Origin of the sequence: Reyranella soli, assembly GCF_007992495.1 — a bacterium.
Taxonomy (GTDB): domain Bacteria; phylum Pseudomonadota; class Alphaproteobacteria; order Reyranellales; family Reyranellaceae; genus Reyranella; species Reyranella soli.
This window is the reverse complement of record NZ_BKAJ01000171.1, coordinates 1-23,157: the sequence shown is the minus strand read 5'-3', so window position 1 is coordinate 23,157 and position 23,157 is coordinate 1. Positions and strand designations below refer to the sequence as shown.

Sequence of the window (23,157 nt, the reverse complement as noted above, 5' to 3'; positions counted from 1 at the left end):
GGTGCAGAGCTACTAGTACCGACTATCGCTGAAGAGTGAGTCTGTCACCCGGCGCGGAGGTTACTCCGCGCTTACCGCAGCGAGGGCCTTTGAGGCCGTAGGAAAGGTCCCTCGCTGCGCTCGGGATGGCAGCCGGGCGGAGCGAAGGGCGCCGTTGAGGAGCCCTAGCCGAACGCCTCTTCCCACGTCCCGCGCGTCGAGGCCTTGGAGTACTCCGTCGCGCGGTTCTCGAAGAAGTTGGTGTGCTCGATGGCGTTCAGCATCTGGTCCATCCACGGCAGCGGGTTCTTGGCGTCGCTGCGGTAGATCGGCTGCAGGCTGAGCTGGGTCAGCCGGCGGTCGGCGATGTAGCGGATGTAGCGCTTCACGTCGACGGCGGTCATGCCCTCGATGCCGCCGAGCTCGAAGGCAAGGTCGATGAAGGCGTCCTCGTGGTCGACGATGGTCGAGCAGGCGACGTAGATCTCGCGCTGCAGCTCCTCGGTCCAGATCTCGGCGTTCTCGTGCACGAAGGCGCGGAACAGCTTGATGATCGAGTTGCAGTGCAGCGTCTCGTCGCGCACCGACCACGACACGATCTGGCCCATGCCCTTCATCTTGTTGAAGCGCGGGAAGTTCATCAGCATGGCGAACGAGGCGAAGAGCTGAAGACCCTCGGTGAAGGCGCCGAACACCGCCAGCGTCTTGGCGATCGCGGGCTTGGACTCGACGTTGAACTCCTGCATGTAGTCGTACTTGTCCTTCATCTCCTTGACGTGAAGGAAGGCCGAGTACTCGGTCTCAGGCATGCCGATCGTGTCGAGCAGATGGCTGTAGGCGGCGACGTGGATCGTCTCGGTCGACGAGAAGGCGGCCAGCATCATCTGCACTTCGGTGGGTTTGAAGACCCGCGAATAGTGCCGCATGTAGCAGTTGTTCACCTCGACGTCGGCCTGGGTGAAGAAGCGGAAGATCTGCGTCAGCAGATGGCGCTCCGAGTCGGTGAGCTTGTTGCGCCAGTCCTTGACGTCGTCGGCCAGCGGCACTTCCTCGGGGAGCCAGTGGATGCGCTGCTGCATCAGCCAGGCGTCGTAGGCCCAGGGATAATGGAATGGCTTGTAGATCGGCTTGGCGTCGAGCAGGGACATGGCTTACCGGCGATCAAATATGAATTGGACGAAAGAGACCCCGTCGCGCCGCAGTGTGGACCCGCGGCGCGGCGAGGACGGCTGCGGTTACTGACAGCTAAGACACTCTTCGTAGTCGGTCGATTGTTGCGGTGCCGCCGGCGTACCGAGCGGCACCGTTGAGGGAGCGTCGACTCTGGGGGCTGAAATCCCATGGTCGCCCATCGGCATCGCGAGCGCCTCGCCGGCGACGGTCTCGGCGCGCTGGATGCTGAGCGAACGGCAGTAATAGAGGCTCTTCACGCCGCGCTTCCAGGCCATCATGTGGATCTGGTGCAGGTCGCGCTTGTGCACGTCGGCCGGCAGGAAGAGGTTGAGCGACTGGCTCTGGCAGATGAAGGGGGCGCGGTCGGCGCCGTGCTCGACCAGCCAGCGCTGGTCGATCTCGAACGCCGTCTTGAACACCGCCTTCTCATGGTCGTCGAGGCAGTCGAGATGCTGCACCGAGCCCTGGCTGACGGTGATCGAGGTCCAGGTGTCCTCGTCGTTCTTGCCCTTCTGCTCGAGCATCTTCTCGAGGTACGGGTTGCGCACCACGAACGAGCCCGACAGGGTCTTGTGGTTGTAGACGTTGGCCGCCGACGGCTCGATGCCGGGCGAGGCGCCGCCGCAGATGATCGAGATCGAGGCGGTGGGCGCGATCGCTAGCTTGTTGGAGAAGCGCTCCTCGACGCCGAAGTCGGCGGCATCCGGGCAGGCGCCGCGCTCCTTGGCGAGCGACTTCGACGCCTCGTCACACTGGCCGCGGATATGCTTGAACATCTTCTTGTTCCACACCTTGGCCATCACCGATTCGAGCGGGATGTTGTTGGCCTGCAGGAAGGAGTGGAAGCCCATGACGCCGAGGCCGACCGAACGCTCGCGCATGGCGGCGTAGGTCGCGCGGGCGAAGTCCGAGCCGGCGTTGTCGATGAAGCCCTGCAGGACGTTGTCGAGGAAGCGCATCACGTCCTCGATGAAGGTCGGATGCTCGTGCCACTCGAGATAGGTCTCGAGGTTCAGCGACGAGAGGCAGCACACGGCGGTGCGCTGCTTGCCGTGATGATCGATGCCGGTCGGCAGCGTGATCTCGCTGCACAAGTTCGAGGTCTTGACCTCGAGGCCGGCCATCTTGTGATGCTCGGGGCGCGCGTTGTTCACATGATCGACGAACACCAGGTACGGCTCGCCGGTCTCGATGCGCGCCGTCAGGATGCGGATCCAGAGGTGGCGGGCCGAGACCTTGCGCTGCACGGCGCCGTCCTTGGGGCTGACCAGCGCCCATTCCTCGTCGTTCTCGACGGCGCGCATGAAGGCGTCGGAGATCAGCAGGCCATGGTGCAGGTTCAGCGCCTTGCGGTTGGGATCGCCGCCGGTCGGCCGGCGGATCTCGATGAACTCCTCGATCTCGGGATGGTTGACCGGCAGGTAGACCGCCGCCGAGCCGCGGCGCAGCGAGCCCTGGCTGATGGCGAGCGTCAGCGAATCCATCACGCGGATGAAGGGCACGACACCGGAGGTCTTGCCGTTCATGCCGACCTTCTCGCCGATCGAGCGGAGATTGCCCCAGTACGAGCCGATGCCGCCGCCACGCGCGGCCAGCCACACGTTCTCGTTCCACAGGCCGACGATGCCTTCGAGCGAATCGTTGGCCTCGTTCAGGAAGCAAGAGATCGGCAAGCCGCGGCTGGTGCCGCCGTTGCTCAGCACCGGCGTCGCCGGCATGAACCACAGATTGCTGATGTAGTCGTACAGCCTCTGGGCATGGCCATCGTCATCGGCATAGGCCGAGGCGACGCGCGCGAACATCTCCTGATAGCTCTCGTTGGGCAGCAGGTAACGATCCGAGAGGGTGGCTTTGCCGAAGACGGTAAGCCGGCTGTCCCGAGAGGGATCGATAACAACCCGCGCACCACTGCGAACTTGAACGACATCAAACACTTGCGGCCCCCATTCTTGCTTTTGTCCACAGCTGTGGATGGAACAGACTGTGGAAGGACACCTAGATATTGGGAGGGCTACTGGGTGAGCCCCTATTCCTTGATGATACGCCCCACGAAAGCCGTGTCATTGCCAAATTTTTACCCCGCCTGTGAATCTGAAGAATGGGCACCTAAATCATTGAAATATCACCTAAAAATGTCCTTTCAAAATTTGAGATTTTGACTGTCCGCGGATCTTCGCAGTCGCAGCATTGAAGGAGAACAAAACGCGCTTTCCCGCGGATTCCTAGGGCCGGGAACAGAAACCGCAGCGAATCGGCTATCCTGCGTCCGAGCACCCCCCAAAACACAAGATGTGGTGGGCACTTTCGGCCACGCCGATCTCCGTCGTCAGATTGTCATGGTCGGACGTAACATCCCTCCCTGAACAACGCCGACCGGGAGGGCGCTCAAATGGCCACCGTACTGGCCCCGCGTGTCTACGGGCTCGATGCCATCTGCGCCGCTGCCTTGGCGAGCGGCGGCGAGGAGGCGGCCCACTTCGCCCGCCGCCTGTACGCCCGTGTCGCCGACAAGGATCTCGCCGGTGCATCGGCCGACCAGCGCGCCGGCGCCGCGGTCTCTCTGCTCGCCTTCGCGCGCCGCCGGTTGCCGGGCGTGGCCAAGGTGCGGGTGTTCAACACCACGGCCGACCACGGCTTCGAGAGCCGCCACACCATCGTGCAGATCGTCAACGACGACATGCCGTTCCTGGTCGATTCGATCGCCAACGAATTCAATCGCCGCGAGATCAACGCCCATCTGCTGGCTCATCCCGTGCTGGCGGTACGGCGCGATCTCGACGGCGACCTTCTAGGCTTCGCCCTCGAAGCCGGCGAGCGGGCCAAGTCGGAGTCGATGATGCACATCGAGATCGACCGCCAGGCCGATCCCGCCCTGCTCGACGAGCTTGCCGCCGCCCTCACCCGCGTGCTGGCCGAGGTGCGGATGGCGGTCGAAGACTGGCGGGCGATACGGCGCGCCTGCCTCGACGCCATCGCCGATCTCGGCCCCAGCCGCTCGACCAACCTCCCCGAGTACGACGAGTTCCTGCGTTGGCTGGAGGCCAACCACTTCACCTTCCTGGGTCATCGCCGCTATCGCTACGTCGAGGACGCGACGCAGCCCGGCGGCCTGCGCTACGATATCGTTGCGGGCTCGCCGCTCGGCATCCTGCGCCGCGACGAGGTACGGCTGTTCGAGGCAGGCCTCGGCGGCGGCGAGGCGATGTCGCGCTTTGCACGCGGGCCCAGCAACATCCTGATCGTCAAGACCGACCGCCAGTCGCTGGTCCATCGCAGCGGGCCGATGGATTGCGTGATCGTGAAGACCTACGACAGCGACGGCCGCATCACCGGCGAACGCCGCCTGGTCGGGCTGTTCACGTCGGCTGCCTACCACGCCATGGTGCACGACGTGCCGCTGCTGCGCGGCCGCGTCGACACGATCCTGCGCCGCTCCGGGCTCGACATCCACAGCCACGACGGCAAGGCGCTTTTAGCCATCCTGGAAGCCTATCCGCGCGACGAGCTGTTCCAGATCGACGAGGACACGCTCTACGACCACGTGCTCGGCATCCTGCAATTGCAGGAACGGCGGCGCGTGGCGCTGTTCGCCCGCCGCGACGCGGTCGGCCGCTTCGCCACCTGCCTGGTGTTCGCGCCGCGCGAGCGCTTCGATGCGACACTCAGCGAACAGTTCGCCACCCTTCTCGAGCAGGCCTGGCACGGCAAGGTGCAATCGGCCGACGTCTCGGTCAGCAGCGATTCAGCCTTGGCCCAGGTGCTCTATACGCTGAAGCTCGATTCCAACGACACACCCTCACCCGATCTCGCCGAGCTCGAGCGCGCGCTCGCCGAAGCCGCGACCTCGTGGAGCGATCGCTTCCGCACCGCCCTGCAGGAAAAGCTGGGTGAGGTCGACGGCCGCGCCGCCGCCCGCCGCTGGCGCGACTGGTTCCCCGCCGTCTATCGCGACAGCTTCGATGCCGGCCAGGCCGTGGCCGACCTCGAGCTGGTGCAGGCCGCCCTTGCCGGCCGGCCGTTCGGCGTACGGCTCGACCGCGCGCCCGACCAGCTGATGCACCGCTTCACGCTCCGGCTGTTCCATCCCAAGGCGCCGCTGGCACTGTCCGACATCCTGCCGCTGGCGGAAAACCTCGGCCTGCGCGTGCTGAGCGAAGCGCCGTTCCTGCTGAAGTCGGGCAACGAGGCGGTGGCGCTGCAGGTGCTGAGCGTCGAGACCGCCGACAAGTCGCCGGTCGATCTCGCCGCGGCGGGCCCGCGCTTTGCCGAGGCGCTCGACAAGGTGTGGGCGCAGGCGCTCGAAAGCGACGGACTGAACCGGCTGGTGCTGGGGGCGGGGCTCGCCTGGCGCGAGGTCGCGATCTTGCGCACCTATGCCAAGTATCTGCGGCAGGCCGGCATCGCCTTCAGCCAGGACTACATGGAGCGCGTGCTGTCGTCGTATCCCGCGATTGCGCGGCTGGTGATCGATCTCTTCCTGGCGCGCTTCGACCCGGCGCGGGGCGACGCAGCCTCCGACGAGCGCAAGCAGAAGCTCGACGAGCTCGAAGCCGGGATCACCGGCGCGCTGGAAGGCGTGGCGACACTCGACGAGGACCGCATCCTGCGGCGTTTCCTCAACGCCGTGCGCTGCACCTTGCGCACCAACTACTGGCAGGCCGGCAAGGACTGGATCTCCATCAAGATCGACAGCCGCGCCATCGACGAGCTGCCGGCGCCGCGCCCGCTGGTCGAGATCTTCGTCTACAGCCCGCGCATGGAAGGCATCCATCTGCGCGGCGGGCGCGTGGCGCGCGGCGGCATCCGCTGGTCCGACCGGCGCGAGGACTTCCGCACCGAGATCCTGGGGCTGATGAAGACCCAGATGGTGAAGAACGCCGTGATCGTGCCGGTCGGCTCCAAAGGCGGCTTCTACGTCAAGCGCCCGCCGATTGGCGGCACGCGCGAGCAGGTCCAGGCCGAGGGCATCGCCTGCTACCAGACGCTGATCCGCGGCCTTCTGGACCTCACCGACAACTACGCCGCCCAGGGCATCAAGCCGCCGGCCGACGTGGTGCGCCACGATCCCGACGATCCCTATCTCGTGGTCGCGGCCGACAAGGGCACGGCCACCTTCTCCGACATCGCCAATGCGCTGGCCCAGGAATACGGCTTCTGGCTCGACGACGCCTTCGCCTCGGGCGGCTCGGCCGGCTACGACCACAAGAAGATGGGCATCACCGCCCGCGGCGCCTGGAAATCGGTGAAGCGCCACTTCCGCGAGCTTGGGCAGGACATCCAGACGACGCCGTTCACCGTGGTCGGCGTCGGCGACATGTCGGGCGACGTGTTCGGCAACGGCATGTTGCTGTCCAAGCACATCAAGCTGGTCGCAGCCTTCGACCATCGCCACATCTTCATCGATCCCGCGCCCAATCCGGCGACGAGCTGGGACGAGCGCAAGCGGCTGTTCGACCTGCCGCGCTCGTCGTGGATGGACTACGACAAGTCGCTGCTGTCGGCCGGCGGCGGCATCTACGACCGCGCCGCCAAGTCGATCGCCTTGTCGGCCGAGGCGCGCGCCGTGCTGGGCATCGAAGCGCCGACCATGACGCCGGTCGACCTGATGCGGGCGATCCTGGTGGCGCCGGTCGACCTGCTCTATTTCGGCGGCATCGGCACCTATGTGAAGGCCTCGAGCGAAAGCCACGCCGACGCCGGCGACCGCGCCAGCGATCCGCTGCGCATCAATGGCGACCAGGTGCGCGCCCGCGTGGTCGGCGAGGGCGCCAATCTCGGCTTCACCCAGCGCGGCCGCATCGAGGCGGCGCGGGCCGGCCGCAAGATCAACACCGACGCGCTCGACAACTCGGCCGGCGTCGACACGTCCGACCACGAGGTCAACATCAAGATCGTCACTGGGGAAGCGATCCAGCGCGACGCGTTGAAACGCGAAGAGCGCGACGCGTTGCTGTTCTCCATGACCGACGAGGTGGCGAGCCTGGTGCTGCGCCACAACTACCAGCAGAGCCAGGCGATCAGCGTCGCCGAGGAGCAGGCGGGCGAGGAGCATGACCGGCTGGAACGTTTCATGCGTGCGCTGGAGCGCAACGGCCGGCTCGACCGCGCCGTCGAGTTCCTGCCCGATTCGGCCGCCATGCGCACGCGCGGCCAGAACCGGCAGTACCTGACGCGGCCCGAGCTGTGCACGCTCCTGTCCTACGCCAAGATCGACCTCAACGACGAGATCCTCGACTCCGACCTGCCCGACGATCCGCTGCTCGAGGGCGAGCTTCTACGCTATTTCCCGGCGGCGCTGCAGGAAAAGCACGAGCCATCGATCCGTGCTCATCGCCTGCGCCGCGAGATCACCGCGCTGCAGGTCGTGAACTCGCTGGTCAATCGCTGCGGGCCGACCTTCGTGCGCAACATGGCCGGCCGCACCGGCGCGCCGGCGGCCGCCATCGCCCGCGCCTTCGCCGTCGTGCGCGACGCCTGGAAGCTGCGCGACCTGTGGGGCGACATCGAAGCCCTCGATCCCGCGCTGAAGGCCGAGGCGCAGATCCGCATGCTGGTGGCCTCGCAGCGCTTCCTGACGCGCACCGTGCAGTGGGCGCTGCGCCGCCTGCCGCAGCCGATCGACGCCATGGCCTCGACCACCGAGCTCGCCGCCTCGGTGGCGGCGCTGGGCGACCTGCCGGCCGACCTCATAGGCGAGGCCGAGAGCGCGGCTCTGGCCGAACGAGCGGCCGCCTTCGAGGCGATGGGCGCGCCGACCGGCGTGGCGCGCCGCGCGGCCGCGCTCGAGACCTTGGCGGCGGCGGGCGATCTCATGCTGGCGGCGCGCGCCAACGGCGTCAGCATCGAGGCCGCGGCCAAGCTCTATTTTCGGCTGGGCGAGCGGCTGTCGCTGGCACGGCTGGCGATCGCGGCCCAGAAGCTGCCGCGCGAGGGCCAGTGGCCGGCCCAGGCGGCACTGGCGGTGCAGGACGAGCTCATCGGCCTGCATGCCGATCTTCTCGCCTCGGCGCTGAGCGCGGCGGGCGGACCTGCCGCCGATGACGCCGATGCCGCGATCGTGCGCTGGAGTGAGCCGCGCAAACTGGCCCTCGACCGCGTCGAGCGCCTGCTGAAGGAGGATCTGGCGGGCGCCGGCATACTCGATCTCGCCATGCTCTCGGTCGCGACCGCCGAGCTGCGCACGCTGGTGTGACGAGGTGTTGTCATCCCGAGCGCAGCGAGGGACCTTTGGCGATGCCGATCAAAGGTCCCTCGCTTCGCTCGGGATGACAGCAAGCCAAGTGGAGACGCCATGACCCAGAGAGACGACGACTATTCCGTGAAGAAGAGCGACGCCGAGTGGAAGAAGGAGCTCGACCCGCTGCAGCATCACGTGCTGCGCGATCATGGCACCGAGCGGCCTTTCACCAGCCCGTTGAACAACGAGAAGCGCGCCGGCACCTTCCGCTGCGCCGGCTGCGGCGAGCCCCTGTTCGAATCGAGTACCAAGTACGAAAGCGGCTCGGGCTGGCCGTCCTTCTGGGCGCCGATGCAGGGCGCGGTCGCACCTCGACCGACAGCAGCCATTTCATGACCCGCACCGAGGTCCACTGCGCCAAATGCGGCGGCCATCTCGGCCATGTCTTCCCGGATGGCCCCAAGCCCACCGGCCAGCGCTATTGCATGAACGGCGTGGCGCTCAAGTTCGAGGAGAAGAAGTAGGCGGCTCGGGCAGAGCGTAAAGGTCGCCGACGAGCAGCCGAAGGTTGGCACGCACGGCCCGCCAGTTGGCATATCGCATGCGTTCGGGCCCCGCCGGCACCTCGAAGTATGTCACGGTGCCCTCCGTCGCCAGAAGCCGCTCGTAGACAAGAGAGCCTGTTGCGACTTCCGTGAGGCGGTAGGCAATTTTGGCGGTCACGGTCGTGTTGATGGCGAGGAACGGCTGGTCGAGCTGCAGCGTCGCGTCGAGCCGGAATCGTCCATTGCCCGTGCTCGCCAGTTTTGCGTTGGCCAGGGTGCGCACCAGCGACTCCTGAAAGTCCGCGTTGCTGATGTACGGAATCGAGAGGATCGACACGTCCTTGCCGCCACTGACGGGAGCCGCCGTGATGGCATTGCGATAGGCCGGTGCCGGATCTTGCGAAGTGGCAATATCCTTCACGTTGGGAACGATGAAGAGATAGTCGGGTTGGCTGGCGCAGCCGGCAAGCGACAGCAACGCGGCCGTCGCCAGGACGCTCAATGGACGAAGAATGTCGGCCAGGACCACGTTCAACGTGGTGGCAGTGCGTAGAGGTCCTGTACCAGCTGCTGCAGGTTGGCGCCGATCGCGCGCTGGTCGGCGATGCGCAGGCGATTGTTGTTGTCGATGGCGTCGTCGAGGGTCGCCGTGCCCAGCCCCTGCAGCGTCCGGTCGTAGACCACGGTGCCTTTGGTGGTATCGGTCAGGCGCCAGGCGATCGCCGCCGTCACTGTCATGGCGAAGCCGGCATAGGGACGGCTGAGCGTCAGCAACAGGCCGTCGAGGCGGAAGCGACCGTTGGCCGGCTGGCCCAGGCCGGCATTGGCCAACGTCTGCACCAGTGCCTGCTGCACCTGATCGGGACCGACCGCCGACGTCCACGGCGTGCCGACATCGCGGCCAAGCGTGACCGAGCCGACGGTGATGGCATTGCGATAAACCGGCGCAGGCCCAAGGCCCGGTGGCACGCCGGCGACCATCGCCGAATAGGAGGCGGGCGGTGCGCAGGCGCCGAGGCAAGCGAGAGGAAGCGCCGCCAACAGCAGGCGGCGGGACGACAGCGGCATGTCAGGTCGTGGGCTGGTCGCCCTGCGGCGGGGGCGGAGGCGGCGGGGCATCGTCGCATTGCGCCCAGGCCGGCGCGGCAACGGCGAGCAGAACGGCGAGAGCCAGGCTGAGAAGACGGGTCATCGGCGCCTCCAAGGCCTTCAGTGGATCACAGCCCTTTGGCGAAGTCGATCAACAGTTTGCTGACCTCGCTTGCCCGCTCCTGCTGCACCCAATGGCCGGCGCCCTCGAGGATATGGCTGCCGCGCAGGCCGGGAAGCGTCTTGGGATAGGCATCGAGCTGGCTCTTGGCCGCCGGGAAGCGCAGCACGCCGTCGCGGCTGCCGGCGATGAACAGCGACGGCTGGCGGATCGGCTGGCCGCGCCACGGCCCGCCGAGCTCCCAGTTGCGGCGCAGGTTGCGGTACCAGTTCAGGCCGCCGCGGAAACCGGTGCGCGAGAATTCGCCCGTGTAGTAGTCGAGGTCGGCCTCGCTCAGCCACGCCGGCAGGGTCGGCGGATCGACGGTGTTGGCGAGCAGCGAACCGCCGGTCAGGACGCCGAAGCCCTTTTCCTTGTCGGTCATCTCGCCGGCTGCGGTGAAGTACAGGCGTCGCAGCGCGCCGCGGATGTCCTTCTGCAGCTCGGCCTCCGGCACGCCGGGCTTCTGGAAGTACTGCAGGTAGAAGTTGTTGATGCCGAGCTTCTCCAGCGCACTCAGGATGTCGACATAGCCCGGCGGCGACCAAGGCACGCTCATGGCGCAGACGGCCGGAAAGAGGTCGGGCCGCCACAGTGCAGCGTGCCAGGCGACGGGTGCACCCCAGTCGTGGCCGACGATGATCGCCTTCGTCTCACCCAGCGCCTTCACCAGCTCGGCCATGTCGCCGACCAGGTGAAAGAGCGTGTACTGGTCGATCGGCTCGGGCGCCTCGGTGCCGCCGTAGCCGCGCATGTCGGGCGCGACGCAGCGGAAGCCTGCGGCGGCCACCGCCGTGAGCTGGTGGCGCCACGAGTACCAGCTCTCCGGCCAGCCGTGACAGAACAGCACCAGCGGGCCGCTGCCGATCTCGGCGTAGCGCATGTCGATGTTGTTGGCTTTGGTCGTCTTGAGCGTGACGCCCGGGACGGGCGAGGGAGTGTCTGTCATTGCGGTACTTTAACCGCGCAGATGCACCGGATGCGAGAGCCGTGCGCGCACCGAGGCGCGCGAGCCGAGCAGCAGCGAGCCCAGGAAGAACAGGCTGGCGAACAGCACGATCACCGGGCCCGACGGCAGGCCGACATGGAACGACACCAGCAGGCCGATGAGGGCGGAGGCAAAGGCCATCGGTGCCGCGACCAGGGTCATCGACCACACTTCACGGGCCCAGAACGAGGAGGCAACGGCGGGCAGCAGGATCAGCCCGAGCGCCATCAGCGTTCCCAGCGCCTGGAAGCCCGCCACCATGTTCAGCACGGCCAATGACAGGAACAGGTAGTGGTAGACCGAGCCCCTGATGCCCATCGCGGCAAGGAAGCCCGGGTTGAAACACTCGACGACCAGCGGCCGGTAGATCGCGGCGAGACCGACCAGCGTCAGCGTCGCGGTCGAGACCACGAGCACCAGCGCGGCCTCGTCGACGGCGAGGATGGCGCCGAACAGGATGTTCATCAGGTCGACCGCCGAGCCGCGCAACGACACGATCAGCACGCCGAGCGCCATGGCCGTCAGATAGGCCGCGGCGAAGCTTGCATCCTCGCGCATGCTCGAGAAGCGGGCGATCACGCCCGACACCAGCGCGGTGGCGACGCCCGCCAGGAAGCCGCCGAGGCTCATGGCCGGCAGCGACAGGCCGCCCAGCAGGAAGCCGAGCGCCGCGCCGGGCAACAACGAATGGGCGAGCGCGTCGCCCATCAAGCTCATGCGCCGCAGGATCAGGAACACGCCGATCGCCGAACCACCGACGGACAGCGCCAAGCTCGCCACCAGGGCGCGGCGCATGAAGCCGAAATCGGCGAACGGCGCGATGAGGAGGTCGTAGAGCATCACTCCCACCCGTCATCCCGACCGGAGCGCGAAGCGCGGAGCGGAGGGACCTGCTCATGCGTCGACGAAGAGGAAGAGGAGGTCCCTCGGCTTCGCTTCGCTTCGCTCGGGATGACGGCCTTTTCTTTCACGCCGGCCGTCGTCACGCCGTCAACTTCATCGGCACGTCGCAGGCGCCAGCGTGCTCGTCCCAGGCTTCGGCCATGGCACGGGCGCGCAGCAGGTTCTCGGACGACAGGACCCTGGCGGTCGGGCCGGCATCGACCAGCTCGCGCGCCATCAACAGCGTGTTGGGGAAGTCGCGCCGGACGTGGTCGAGATCGTGGAGCACGGCGACGACCGTCCGCTGCTCGGCGCGCCAGCGCTGGATCACGGCCATGAGGTCGTTGACGGTCTTGGAATCGATGGCGGCGAACGGCTCGTCCAACAACACGAGATCCGCGTCCTGCAGCAGCAGGCGGGCGAACAGCACGCGCTGGAACTGGCCGACCGACAGCGTGTCGATCGGCCGGCGCTCGAAGCCCGACAGTCCGACCGCCTCGATGGCATGCTGCGCGTCGTGGATGTCGACATGCTTGGCGGCGCCGAAGCCGCCGAAGCGCGACCAGCGGCCGAGCAGCACGGTGTCGAACACCGAGATCGGGAAGGAGCGGTCGATCTCCGCCTGCTGCGGCAGGTAGGCGATGCGCTTGACCGTCGATTCGATGCGGCCCTCGATATGCGGCGCCAGGCCGAGCAGGGCCTTCAGGAGCGTGCTCTTGCCGGCGCCGTTGGGACCGACGATGGCCGTCATCTCGGCGGCCGGAATTTCCGCCGACACGTGATGCACCGCCGGATGGCGGTCGTAGCTCACGGTGAGGTTCACCAGACGGAGCGCCGCACTCATAGCGCCCACCAGGCGGCAAGCCACAACAGGGCCGACACGCCAAGTGCTGCCGCAATGCGAACGGGCGCACTCATGGCGAGCAGCGCGGTGCCGGGCGAGACAGGCTCATGCATGATGGGAATTGTTATAATATTACCCTAAGAGAGTCCAGCGAGTGCGAGCTGACCTCACGGCTCGGCTAACCGTTTGTTGATTGGCAGGACGGGCCTGGCGCGCGCATCTTCTCATGATGGTTACACTTTCGCGTCCTGGGCGGCGGTCCCTGCTGATCGGCGCCGCGGCGGCGGGCGTTGCGGTCACGACCGCACGTATGGCCACGGCCAAGCCGCCCGGCGCCGCCGAAGGACCCTGGACGGTCGAGCTCTTCACCTCGCAAGGCTGCAGCTCCTGCCCGCCGGCCGACGCCTATCTCGGCCTGCTGGCCAAGCGACCCGACATCGTCGCGCTGTCGTTCCATGTCGACTACTGGGACTATATCGGCTGGAAGGACTCCTTCGCGACGCGCGCCACCACCGATCGCCAGCGTGCCTATGCGCGCGTGCTGAAGCAGCGCTATGTCTACACGCCCGAGATGGTGGTCGACGGCATCGGCCACGATACCGGCCGGGAACGCGCCGGCATCGAGCGCCTGCTGGCCGAAGCGCAGCGCCGCTCGCCCAGGCGCGCCACACCGGAGCTGTCGCGCAGCCACAGTGGCGCGCTCACCGTCAAGCTGGCGGCTTTCCCGCTCGACGGCACGCCCGCCGACGTCGCCCTCGCGATCTACGATCGTCGCCATTCGACGCCGGTCGACAGCGGCGAGAACCGGGGCCGCATGCTGGACAATTTCAACATCGTGCGCCGCCTGGAAGTGCTGAGCCGTTGGGACGGCGCGGCCGCGAGCTGGACGGTCGAGGATGCCGGCCTGCAGCCGGGCCTCGGCGCGGCGGTGATCGTGCAGCGCGCCGACCATGGGCCGGTGATCGGCTGCAACAAGCTGGAGCCCATGGTCTCGGGCTGACGTTCGGCTGACCTGAATGTGATTTTCGCCACCTACTGGCGGACGTTCCTGTAACAAGATCGATAGATTAGGGGAGCGCCGCGTCAGGCTTGGTTGCTTCCATCCGCGTGCATGGAGGGGGACAGCCATGGCCGAGCGGACTCTGGACATCCTGATCAAGGCAAACCGGCAGGCAGCCGGCGGCCGCTTCGCCGTCGCGGGCACCGAGTTCGCGCTGCAGCCGCTGATGCCGAGCATCGACCGGCCGACCGGACCGGCGCTGGCCGCCGCTCCCGTGTGGCAGCTCGCCACCGCCCAGTCGCGGCTCAACCCGTGGGATGCCTGCCACGCCCTGCTCGCCGACGGCCTCGGCGTGGCGGGCGGCAACGTCGCGATCGCCGAGCCCGATCTCGAGCAGAGCTGGCTGTGGACCACGCCGAACCGCCAGGCCATGGGCATCGCCGCTGTCTGCGATCCGGCACCGCCCAACAGCGACGTCTATGCGGTCGGCAACACCAACCTGTGGTTCGTCGACGAATCCCATTCGCAGCTCGAAGAGGCGAGCTCGCAGGTCGCGGCGCCCAACCCCGGCACCTCGCCGCGGAGGGTCGTGCGCATCGCCCATCTCGACACCGGCTACGACCCCAACCACGCCACCAAACCGCGCTTCCTCAACACCGCTCTTGCCCGCAACTTCGTCGACGCCGACCGGCCGAACGACGCCACCGACCAACCGACGGCACTGCTCAATCCGATGTTCGGCCACGGCACCGGCACGCTCAGCATCCTGGCCGGCAACAACATCGACGGCGAATCGTTCGGCGCGGCGGGCAACTTCGACATCGTGCCGATCCGCGTCGCCAACTGGGTGGTCCTGTTCAAGAACAGCGCCATCGCCCGCGCCTTGGACTACGTCCATTCGCTGTGCGCGTCGGAGGATACGCGGGTCCACGTCGTGACCATGAGCATGGGCGGCATCGCCTCGGCGGCGTGGGCCGACGCCGTCAACGCCCTCTATGAAAGGGGCGTCTTCGTCGTCACCGCTGCCGGCAACAATTTCGGCAACCTGCCGACGCGCTTCATCGTCTATCCGGCGCGCTTCAATCGCGTCATTGCCGCTTGCGGCGTGATGGCTGACGGCCGGCCCTACGCCGATCTGCCGATCCGCAAGATGGCCGGGTGCTACGGTCCTTCCGCCAAGGATCCGACGTCGATGGGCGCCTATACGCCCAACGTGCCATGGGCCAAGTTCGGTTGCCCCAACACGGTCGACATGGACGGCGGCGGCACCTCTGCCGCGACGCCGCAGGTCGCCGCGGCAGCGGCGCTATGGATCCAGAAGAACAAGGCGGCGCTCGAGGCCTACGGCGAGGACTGGATGCGCGTGGAGGCGACTCGCCAGGCGCTGCTGAACAACGCGGCGCCGCCAGCGGCCAGTCAGATGGGTCGCGTCGGCCGTGGCGTGCTGCGCTCCAATGAGGCGCTCGCCATGGCCCCGCCGGCCCAGGCGGCGCTGCGCAAGACGCCGGCCGACTCCGCCTCCTTCCCGATCTTGAGGGTGCTCACCGGCCTTGGCCTCGCGGCGGCGCCGCCGGAGCGGCAGAACATGTTCGAGCTCGAAGCGCTGCAGATCAGCCAGCAATCGCACGACGTCGAGCGCCTGCTGGACGAATACGACGCGCTCGGACCCGACGCCGGTCCGGCCGCGACCATCAAGGCGCAGCGGATTGCCGAGGCGCTGCTCGACCATCCGACCATCTCGTCGGCCCTGAAGCAGCGGCTGCGGCAGGCGACGCCGCGCCCGGTCAAGGTCGAGGCGCCGGCGAAGGCCGATCCCGATGCGGCGCCGCCCACCGACATGCCGCCACCGAGCAACCGCGCCGTAGCGCCCGAGCTGCCGGTGCCGCCGGTGCGCCGGCTGTGGGTCTATGCCCGCGATCCATTGCTCAACACCGACATGAACTACTTCGACCTCAACGAAGTCGAACTCTGCGTGCCGTGGGAGAATGACCTCAAGGCAGGCCCGGTTGGCGAGTATCTCGAGGTCGTCGATATCGATCCGCCCGGCGGACGCGCCTATGTGCCGGTCGACCTCAACCATCCCAGCCTGCTGGCGCAAAGCGGCTACCGACCGACCGAGGGCAATCCGCAGTTCCACCAACAGATGGTCTACGCCGTCGCCATGAAGACCATCGGCCACTTCGAGCAGGCGCTGGGGCGGGTCGCGCTGTGGGCGCCGCGCTTCGCCTCGCTGAACGGCAAGCGCACCTCGCGGTTCGTACGGCGCCTGAGGATCTATCCGCACGCCTTGCGCGAGGCCAACGCCTATTACAGCCCCGAGAAGTGCGCGCTGCTGTTTGGCTATTTCCGCGCCTCAGGCTCCAGTGTCGGCAACCTGCCGGGCGGCCTGGTGTTCAATTGCCTGTCGCACGACATCGTGGCGCACGAGACCACGCACGCCCTGCTCGACGGGCTCCATCCCCGCTACAAGGTGCCGTCGGGGCTCGACATGCTGGCCTTCCACGAGGCCTTTGCCGACATCGTGGCGCTGTTCCAGCACTTCACCATCCCCACGGTGCTGAACGCGGCGATCCGCGAAGCCAGGGGCGACATGAACCTGTCGGAGAGGCTGGCGGGGCTGGCCGTCCAGTTCGGCGATGCGATCGGCGCGCACGGCGCGCTGCGCAGCGCGATCGGCCGGCCGCCCAAGGCCGACGAGTACAAGACCACGACCGAGCCGCACGCCCGAGGCGCGCTGCTGGTCGCCGCCGTGTTCGCCGCTTTCCGCCGTGTCTACGAGCGCAGGACGCGCGACCTGGTACGCCTGGCCACCGGCGGCACCGGCGTCCTGGCCGCCGGCGACATCCCCAACGATCTCGCCAATCGCCTGGCTAAAGAGGCGGCTTCGGTTGCCGATTCGATCCTGGGCATCTGCATCCGCGCGCTGGACTATTGCCCGCCGATCGACCTGACGTTCGGCGAGTACCTGCGGGCGCTCATCACCGCCGACCGCGAGCTCGTCCCCGATGATGCCGACGGCTATCGCGTGGCCTTCATCGCGTCGTTCCGCGAGCGCGGCATCTTTCCGCCAGGGGTGCAGAACCTCTCGGTGGATACGCTCACCTGGCAGCGCCCCGATGTCGCCCCCGACGCCCTTGCCGCCATCAAGGCCGCCAAGTCGGTGCGCTGGCGCCGCAATTCCGATCGCGACGACGTCTTCCGCGACTGGAACCAGGCGGCCGCCCGCCTGTACATCGACGTGCTCGACAAACCCGAGACTCCCGACGCGTTCTTCGCCGCATTGGGTCTGGTGCGTGCAAACGCACCCGGCCAGCCGCTGCGGCAGGTCATGATCGACGGCAAGAAGGGCAAGGTGTCCCGCATCGAGATCGGCTCGGTGCGGCCGGCGTGGCGGGTCGCCCCCAACGGCGACATCCTGTCGGACATCATCGTCGAGATGACGCAACGATGGAAACCCGACGACGGCGGCGGCAAGTCCTTCCGTGGCGGCTGCACCATCATCTGCGATCTCGACAGCGGCGACGTCCGCTATGTCATCCGAAAGCGCGTCGGCAACACCATCCGGACCAACGAGGAGCTCGGCTTCCGTGGTGCGCTGGCCGAAGCCGGCGACCATGGCGCCGGCTACTTCGACGACGCCAAGGGCGGCGAGCCGTTCGCGATGATGCATCGTGGACTTTGACGGGGAGGCGGCGATGGCAAAGGCAAAGGCGAAAGCCCAGACCAAAGCCAAGGCGAAGGCCAAGGCAAAGACTGGTGCAGCCAGGCCAGACGCAGCGGCGAAGACGGCAAAGAAGGCGGAGCCAGCAAACACCGGTGCGACCGCACCGGCTGCAACGACCGCAACAACTGCCCCGGCCGCCCCGACCGCCGTCAAACGGCGGGCGACGGTGCGCATGTATCGTCTCGGTGTTGGCGATTGCTTCCTGGTGAGCTTTCCCCGCGATGGCGCCGCGGATCTGCGGGTTCTGATCGACTGCGGCGTGCACCAGTCGCAGACAGGGGGCTCCGATCGGATCCGGGAGACCGTGCAGGACCTCAAGAAGGTGACCGGCGGCAAGATCGACGTCGTGGTCGGCACGCACGAGCACCAGGACCATTTGTCCGGCTTCCCCGAGCTGCACAAGGAACTGGGGACCGACTGCGCCGGTGAGATCTGGACGGCTTGGACGGAGAACACCGACGATACATTTGCCAAGAGCCTGAAGACCAAGAAGGACAAGGCGCTCACGGCACTCTATGGCGCGCATACGCGCATGCGCCTGGCGGGCGCCGCCGAGCAGGGGGATCGCCTGCAGTCGTTGCTCGGCTTCTTCGGCGACGAATCGGGGCCGAAGCTCAAGGGCTTCGGCCAGGCGCTGCGGGCACTGTCCAAGACGGTGCGCTACCTGGAACCCGGCGGCCTGCCGATCGAGCTGATCGAGGACCAGGTTCGCGTCTTCGTGCTCGGGCCACCGCGCGATCGGGAGCTGCTCGAACAGTCCGATCCCAGCAAGAAGGAAAAGGGCCAAGTCTACTTCGGCGCCTACATGGGGCTTCTGGAACAGGTCGAGCCGGCGCTCGGCGACGAGCCGGTCGGGCCGTTCGACGACCGCTTCTCGCTGCCGCTGGTGGGCACCAAGGCGTTGCCGTTCTTCAAGGAACGCTACTGGTCGGACACGACCGACGAAGACCTCGAGCAGCGCATCGACAACACCCAGGACTGGCGACGCATCGATGCCGACTGGATGGGCGTGGCGACCACGCTCGCCATGCAGCTGGATGAGGACACCAACAACACCAGCCTGGTGCTGGCCTTCGAGCTTGGCCCCAAGCGGGAGGGCGGGCCGGTCATGCTGTTTGCCGCCGACGCACAGGTCGGCAACTGGCTGTCCTGGCAGAAGGTGAAGTTTGACTTCGCCGGACGCACCGTCACGGGTCCCGATCTGCTGAAGCGCACCGTCCTCTACAAGGTCGGCCACCATGCCAGCCACAACGCGACCCTGAACACGCTCGGGCTCGAGCTCATGACGTCGCTCGAGCTGGCGTTGGTGCCGACCGATTCGGCGATGGCCAAGAAGGTGAACTGGGGCACGCTGCCCTGGCCACCCCTGCTCGACCGGCTGAAGGAGAAGACCAACGGCGGCATGGTGCGGACCGACGAGGCCTTCGGCAGCAAGCAGGTCGCCTCGGCCAACGTCACCGAGACACCGCTCTACTACGATGTCGAGATCGGGCACACCGGAGGTGCCGCGACACTCAGCGCTGCCGAAAAGGAGAAGCTCGAAGCGCACTGGATCGCCATCAATCAGCGGCGCGTCTACCTCATCGACAGGAAGCTGGCGGCGACGATCAAGCCGGAAGAGGAAGCCGAGCTGCGCGAGATCGAAGCGCTGGTGGACAGGTACCTGAGCGTCATGCAACCGAGCGGTCGCGACCTGCTGGCATCGATGCGCGAAGCGCTGGATCAGGCCGATGGCCGCGCCTGACCAACTTCCGTCGCGGTTCGACCATCCCTCGGGGCCGCATCAACGCAAGCACGGGATCGCGTAGAGCCACTATTCGCAGCAAATGGGCGGCAAACTGCCGCCTCACGACTAAAGAGCATCCATCCAGCAGCGCCCTGTAGCGGCCTTGCTTCGGCCGCAGCCGCGGGCGAAAGTTGGGGCAATGTCGCTTACCAGCGCTGCCGGCCGGCTGACGGCCGTCCTCGGGCCGACGAACACCGGCAAGACCTACCTCGCCATCGAACGCATGCTCGGCCACGAATCGGGCATGATCGGCTTTCCGCTGCGCCTGCTGGCGCGCGAGAACTACGATCGCATCGTCAAGGTGAAGGGCGCCTCGCAGGTCGCGCTGATCACCGGCGAGGAGAAGATCGCCCCGCCCGGCGCGCGCTATTTCGTCTGCACCGTCGAATCCATGCCGCTCGACCGCCAGGTGTCGTTCCTGGCCGTCGACGAGGTGCAGATGGCGGCCGATCCCGAGCGCGGCCATTTCTTCACCGACCGGATCCTGCACGCACGCGGCACGCACGAAACCATGCTGCTGGGCGCCGACACCATCCGCCCGGTGCTCAATCGCCTGCTGCCCGACATCGACATCGTGGCCCGGCCGCGCTTCTCCAAGCTCGCCTATGCCGGGCCGAAGAAAGCGACGCGCCTGCCCAGGCGCTCGGCGGTCGTGGGCTTCTCGGCAAGCGAGGTCTACGCCATCGCCGAGCTGATCCGCCGCCAGCGCGGCGGCACCGCGATCGTCATGGGCGCCTTGAGCCCGCGCACGCGCAATGCCCAGGTCGACATGTTCCAGTCGGGCGAGGTCGACTACCTGGTGGCGACCGACGCCATCGGCATGGGCCTCAACATGGACGTGAACCATGTCTGGTTCGCCTCGTTGCGCAAATATGACGGCCGCACGCTGAGGCCCCTGCGCAACGTCGAGTTGGCGCAGATCGCCGGCCGCGCCGGCCGCCACATGAACGACGGCACCTTCGGCACCACGGCCGAGGTCAGCGGGCTCGAGCCCGAGGTGGTCGAGGCGATCGAGAACCACCGCTTCGATCCGCTGCGCGACGTGCAGTGGCGCAACAGCGACCTGCATTTCCATTCGGTGCCCGCCCTGGTCGCCTCCCTCAACCGGCCGCCGCACCATGCCGCGCTGCAGAGGGTTCGCGAACAGGACGACCAGCTCGCCCTGCAGACCCTGTCGACGCATTCGGACTTCCTGCCGCGCCTGCGCACGCCGCAGCGCGTAAAGCTGCTTTGGGAAGTCTGCCAGGTGCCCGATTTCCGCAAGACGATGACAGAAGAGCACACGCGGCTGCTCGGCCAGCTCTTCGAGCATCTGACGCAGGGCGGCGAACGGCTGCCCGAGGACTGGATCGAGAGCCACATCAAGCGGCTGGAACATTACGACGGTGACATCGACACTTTGATGGCCCGAATCGCCCATGTCCGGACATGGACTTATATTTCGCATCGTCCGGACTGGATTCAGCGTTCCGTCCATTGGCAGGAGCGAACGCGCTCTATCGAAGACAAGCTTTCTGACGTATTGCACCAGCGTCTGACGCAAAGGTTTGTCGATAGACGGGCGGCCTTGCTTGTACGAAGATTGCGCGATGAGGGTGAAATGACGTCGTCGGTCGCCGCGGCGGGCGAGGTGTCGGTCGAAGGAGAGCATCTCGGCCGCATCGAAGGATTCCGCTTTGTGCCGGATGCGACAGAGGGACATGCCGATCAGAAGGCTGTGCTGAGCGCCGCATTGCGTGCGCTGCGCCAGGATCTGCCCGCGCGCCTGCAGGCTTTCACCAACTCGCCCGACGGCGAGCTGGTATTCGATTCGCAGTTGCGCGTCTGCTGGGGCGGCGGCCCGATCGCGCGCCTGCTGCCGAGCGGCGACGTCCTGGCGCCCAAGGTCGAAGCGCTGCCGTCCGACCTTCTCGACGGGCCGGCGCGCGAGGAAGTGCGCAAGCGCGCCGCTACCTGGGTCGAGACGCGCATTCGCCTGGGTCTCAGCGAGTTGATGGACGCCCGCGCCACGACCGAGCTGCCGGCCGGCGCACGCGGCATCATCTTCCAGCTTTGCGAGGGCCTGGGCGTGCTGGCGCGGCGGCCGATCGAAGACCAGCTCGCCCAGCTCAACGAAGAGGACCGCAAGGCCCTGGCGCGGCTCGGCGTCCGCGTGGGCGTCTACTCGCTCTATTTCCCGAGCATGCTGAAGCCGGTGCCGATCCGGCTGCGGGCCGGCCTCTGGATGATCGCAAACAACCGCGAGACCATCCCGCCGCTGCCGGCCGAGGGCCGCACCTCGATGGATCTGCCGCAAGGCGCGGAGCGCGAGTTCTACGCCACCATCGGCTATCTGCCGCTGGGCGACCACGCCATCCGCGCCGACATGGTCGAGCGCTTGGCGGCGATGGCGCGCCATGCCGTGCGCGAAAGCCGCGAGGCGGCACGACGGACACAGCAACAGCAGCAGCAGCCTAAGAAGCCCGAAGCCGCGCCTGTTGTGGCGGAGAAGGTGGCGGCGGGGACCGCATCGGCTGACGAGATCAGCGAATGGGCCATCGTTGCCGCCGCCTTTGGCGAGACCGAGCCGACGCCGGCCGAACCGGCGGCCGAGGCCGCACCCGAAGAGGCCGTCGCCGCGCCGGTCGAGGCCGTGAGCGAGCCCGCGCCTGCTGAAGAAACCGTCGCCGATGCGCCGGCCATAGAAACGGTTGCCGACGCGCCGGCCGCCGAAGTGGCCGCCGCCGCCGAAGAAACCGCGGCCGAGGCCCCCGCGATCGAGGAAGCGAAGGTCGAAGAGACGACGGTCGAAGAGGCGGCGGCCGAAGAGGCCTCGGTCGAAACCACGGCGGACGAACCCGCGGCCGAAGCGCCGGCACCGGCTGCGGACGAGGCCAGGAAGACGGGCCCGCGCCCGCTACCGCCGGGCTGGTTCCGGGCCACGCCGCAGATGATGTCTCTGGTCGGCTGCTCCGAACCCGAGATGGCCAACGTGCTGCGCGGTCTCGGCTACCGCGTGCATCCGCCGTCGGAGGAGCACGGACCGCTCTATGCCTTCTCGGTCAAGCCGCGCTTCGTGCGCGAGCGCGAGGAGCAGCGCGAGCGCCAGCGCCTCCAGCAGAGGCAGCAGCGCGATCAGCGCCGCCGCGAACGGCCTGAGCGGCCCAACGAGCGCCAGTTCTTCGCCGATTCGCCGCGCCCCGATCGCAGCCAGGAGCGCACCAAGGACGAGCGCCGGCGCGATGGCCCTCCCGGCGGCCCGCCCAACAAGGAACGACGCGACGATCGCCGTCCGCCGGGCGATGGACCGCCGCGCGAGGATCGCCGGGGCCCCCGGCCACCGCGCCGCGATAGCGGCGGGCCGGCGCTCAGGCTCTACGCCACCACCGAGAAGAAGGGCGACGCGGCGGCTGATTCGCCGTTCGCCAAGCTGCTCGAGTTGAAGCTCGGCGGGAAGAAGTAAGAGCCCGAGGCGCGATGCGGCTCGACAGGTGGCTGTGGCATGCGCGCTTCTTCAAGTCGCGCAGCCTGGCCACGCGCTTCATCGAGAAGTCGCGCTGCCGCATCGACGGCCGCGTCGTCGACAAGCCGCACGCCACCGTGGCGCCCGGCATGGTGCTGACCTTCGCACTGGGGCCGCGCGTGCGCGTGGTGCGGATCGTGGCCCTGGGTGAGCGCCGCGGCCCTGCTCCCGAAGCACGCGCGTTGTATGACGAAATTGACGGCGACTGATTTGCGCAGCTCGAAGATGATTCGACACCTTGCGCCATCCGGTTCATCGCGTTAAGCACGCCGCCGCCTAGGAGTCTGTTGATGACCTATGTCGTGACC

General features: G+C 67.4%; 14 protein-coding genes and 1 pseudogene. 7 read left to right on the top strand and 8 right to left on the bottom strand.

The window, feature by feature from the left end; genetic code table 11:
- Positions 1–164 precede the first annotated feature (164 nt).
- Together RSO01_RS38705 and RSO01_RS38700 are read right to left on the bottom strand one after the other, a co-directional pair.
- Positions 165–1,127, bottom strand: a complete 963-nt coding sequence (locus RSO01_RS38705; RefSeq protein WP_147155937.1) for a ribonucleotide-diphosphate reductase subunit beta — start codon at positions 1,125–1,127, stop codon at positions 165–167.
- A gap of 87 nt (positions 1,128–1,214) precedes the next feature.
- Positions 1,215–3,086 (bottom strand): ribonucleoside-diphosphate reductase subunit alpha, encoded by a 1,872-nt coding sequence (locus RSO01_RS38700; RefSeq protein WP_147155936.1) that lies wholly within the window; start codon positions 3,084–3,086, stop codon positions 1,215–1,217.
- 455 nt (positions 3,087–3,541) lie between these two features.
- On the opposite strand from RSO01_RS38700, the gene RSO01_RS38695 reads away from it, so the two are divergent.
- On the top strand, positions 3,542–8,344 hold the full coding sequence (locus RSO01_RS38695; protein WP_147155935.1) for an NAD-glutamate dehydrogenase: 4,803 nt from the start codon (positions 3,542–3,544) through the stop codon (positions 8,342–8,344).
- Between the two features lie 99 nt (positions 8,345–8,443).
- A pseudogene (msrB, locus tag RSO01_RS38690) lies at positions 8,444–8,853 on the top strand (peptide-methionine (R)-S-oxide reductase MsrB).
- Here the strand turns inward: msrB and RSO01_RS38685 are convergent.
- From RSO01_RS38685 to RSO01_RS38665, 6 genes are all read right to left on the bottom strand, one after another.
- Entirely contained in the window at positions 8,831–9,409 is a 579-nt protein-coding gene (locus tag RSO01_RS38685) for a hypothetical protein (protein ID WP_147155934.1), read from the bottom strand. The pseudogene msrB and the gene RSO01_RS38685 sit on opposite strands and share 23 nt — an antisense overlap.
- On the bottom strand, positions 9,406–9,942 hold the full coding sequence (locus tag RSO01_RS38680) for a hypothetical protein (RefSeq protein WP_147155933.1): 537 nt from the start codon (positions 9,940–9,942) through the stop codon (positions 9,406–9,408). The genes RSO01_RS38685 and RSO01_RS38680 overlap by 4 nt, the downstream gene beginning before the upstream one ends.
- Before the next feature lies 1 nt (position 9,943).
- Complete coding sequence (locus RSO01_RS49615; protein WP_281291598.1) at positions 9,944–10,066, bottom strand: hypothetical protein; 123 nt, start codon at positions 10,064–10,066, stop codon at positions 9,944–9,946.
- A gap of 25 nt (positions 10,067–10,091) precedes the next feature.
- Positions 10,092–11,072 (bottom strand): alpha/beta fold hydrolase, encoded by a 981-nt coding sequence (locus tag RSO01_RS38675; RefSeq protein WP_147155932.1) that lies wholly within the window; start codon positions 11,070–11,072, stop codon positions 10,092–10,094.
- A 9-nt stretch (positions 11,073–11,081) separates the two neighbouring features.
- Positions 11,082–11,954, bottom strand: coding sequence for a metal ABC transporter permease (locus RSO01_RS38670; protein ID WP_174825984.1), 873 nt, complete (start codon positions 11,952–11,954; stop codon positions 11,082–11,084).
- Positions 11,955–12,093: 139 nt separating this feature from the next.
- A complete protein-coding gene (locus RSO01_RS38665) occupies positions 12,094–12,837 on the bottom strand; it encodes a metal ABC transporter ATP-binding protein (RefSeq protein ID WP_147155930.1) in 744 nt (247 codons plus the stop codon).
- Between the two features lie 229 nt (positions 12,838–13,066).
- On the opposite strand from RSO01_RS38665, the gene RSO01_RS38660 reads away from it, so the two are divergent.
- The 5 genes from RSO01_RS38660 to RSO01_RS38640 all read left to right on the top strand — a co-directional run bounded on the left by RSO01_RS38660 (position 13,067) and on the right by RSO01_RS38640 (position 23,058).
- Positions 13,067–13,837 carry a DUF1223 domain-containing protein gene (locus RSO01_RS38660; protein ID WP_170303690.1) on the top strand — a complete coding sequence of 257 codons (771 nt, stop codon included), beginning with the start codon at positions 13,067–13,069 and terminating at the stop codon, positions 13,835–13,837.
- A gap of 127 nt (positions 13,838–13,964) precedes the next feature.
- The gene (locus tag RSO01_RS38655) at positions 13,965–17,519 is read left to right on the top strand and encodes a S8 family serine peptidase (protein ID WP_147155928.1); all 3,555 of its coding nucleotides are present in this window, start codon (positions 13,965–13,967) and stop codon (positions 17,517–17,519) included.
- Positions 17,520–17,532: 13 nt separating this feature from the next.
- Positions 17,533–19,305 (top strand): MBL fold metallo-hydrolase, encoded by a 1,773-nt coding sequence (locus RSO01_RS38650; RefSeq protein ID WP_147155927.1) that lies wholly within the window; start codon positions 17,533–17,535, stop codon positions 19,303–19,305.
- A 181-nt stretch (positions 19,306–19,486) separates the two neighbouring features.
- A complete protein-coding gene (locus tag RSO01_RS38645) occupies positions 19,487–22,789 on the top strand; it encodes a helicase-related protein (RefSeq protein WP_147155926.1) in 3,303 nt (1,100 codons plus the stop codon).
- Between the two features lie 14 nt (positions 22,790–22,803).
- Positions 22,804–23,058: an RNA-binding S4 domain-containing protein gene (locus RSO01_RS38640; protein ID WP_147155925.1), complete on the top strand. Its 255-nt coding sequence runs from the start codon at positions 22,804–22,806 to the stop codon at positions 23,056–23,058.
- The last annotated feature ends 99 nt before the right edge of the window (positions 23,059–23,157 follow it).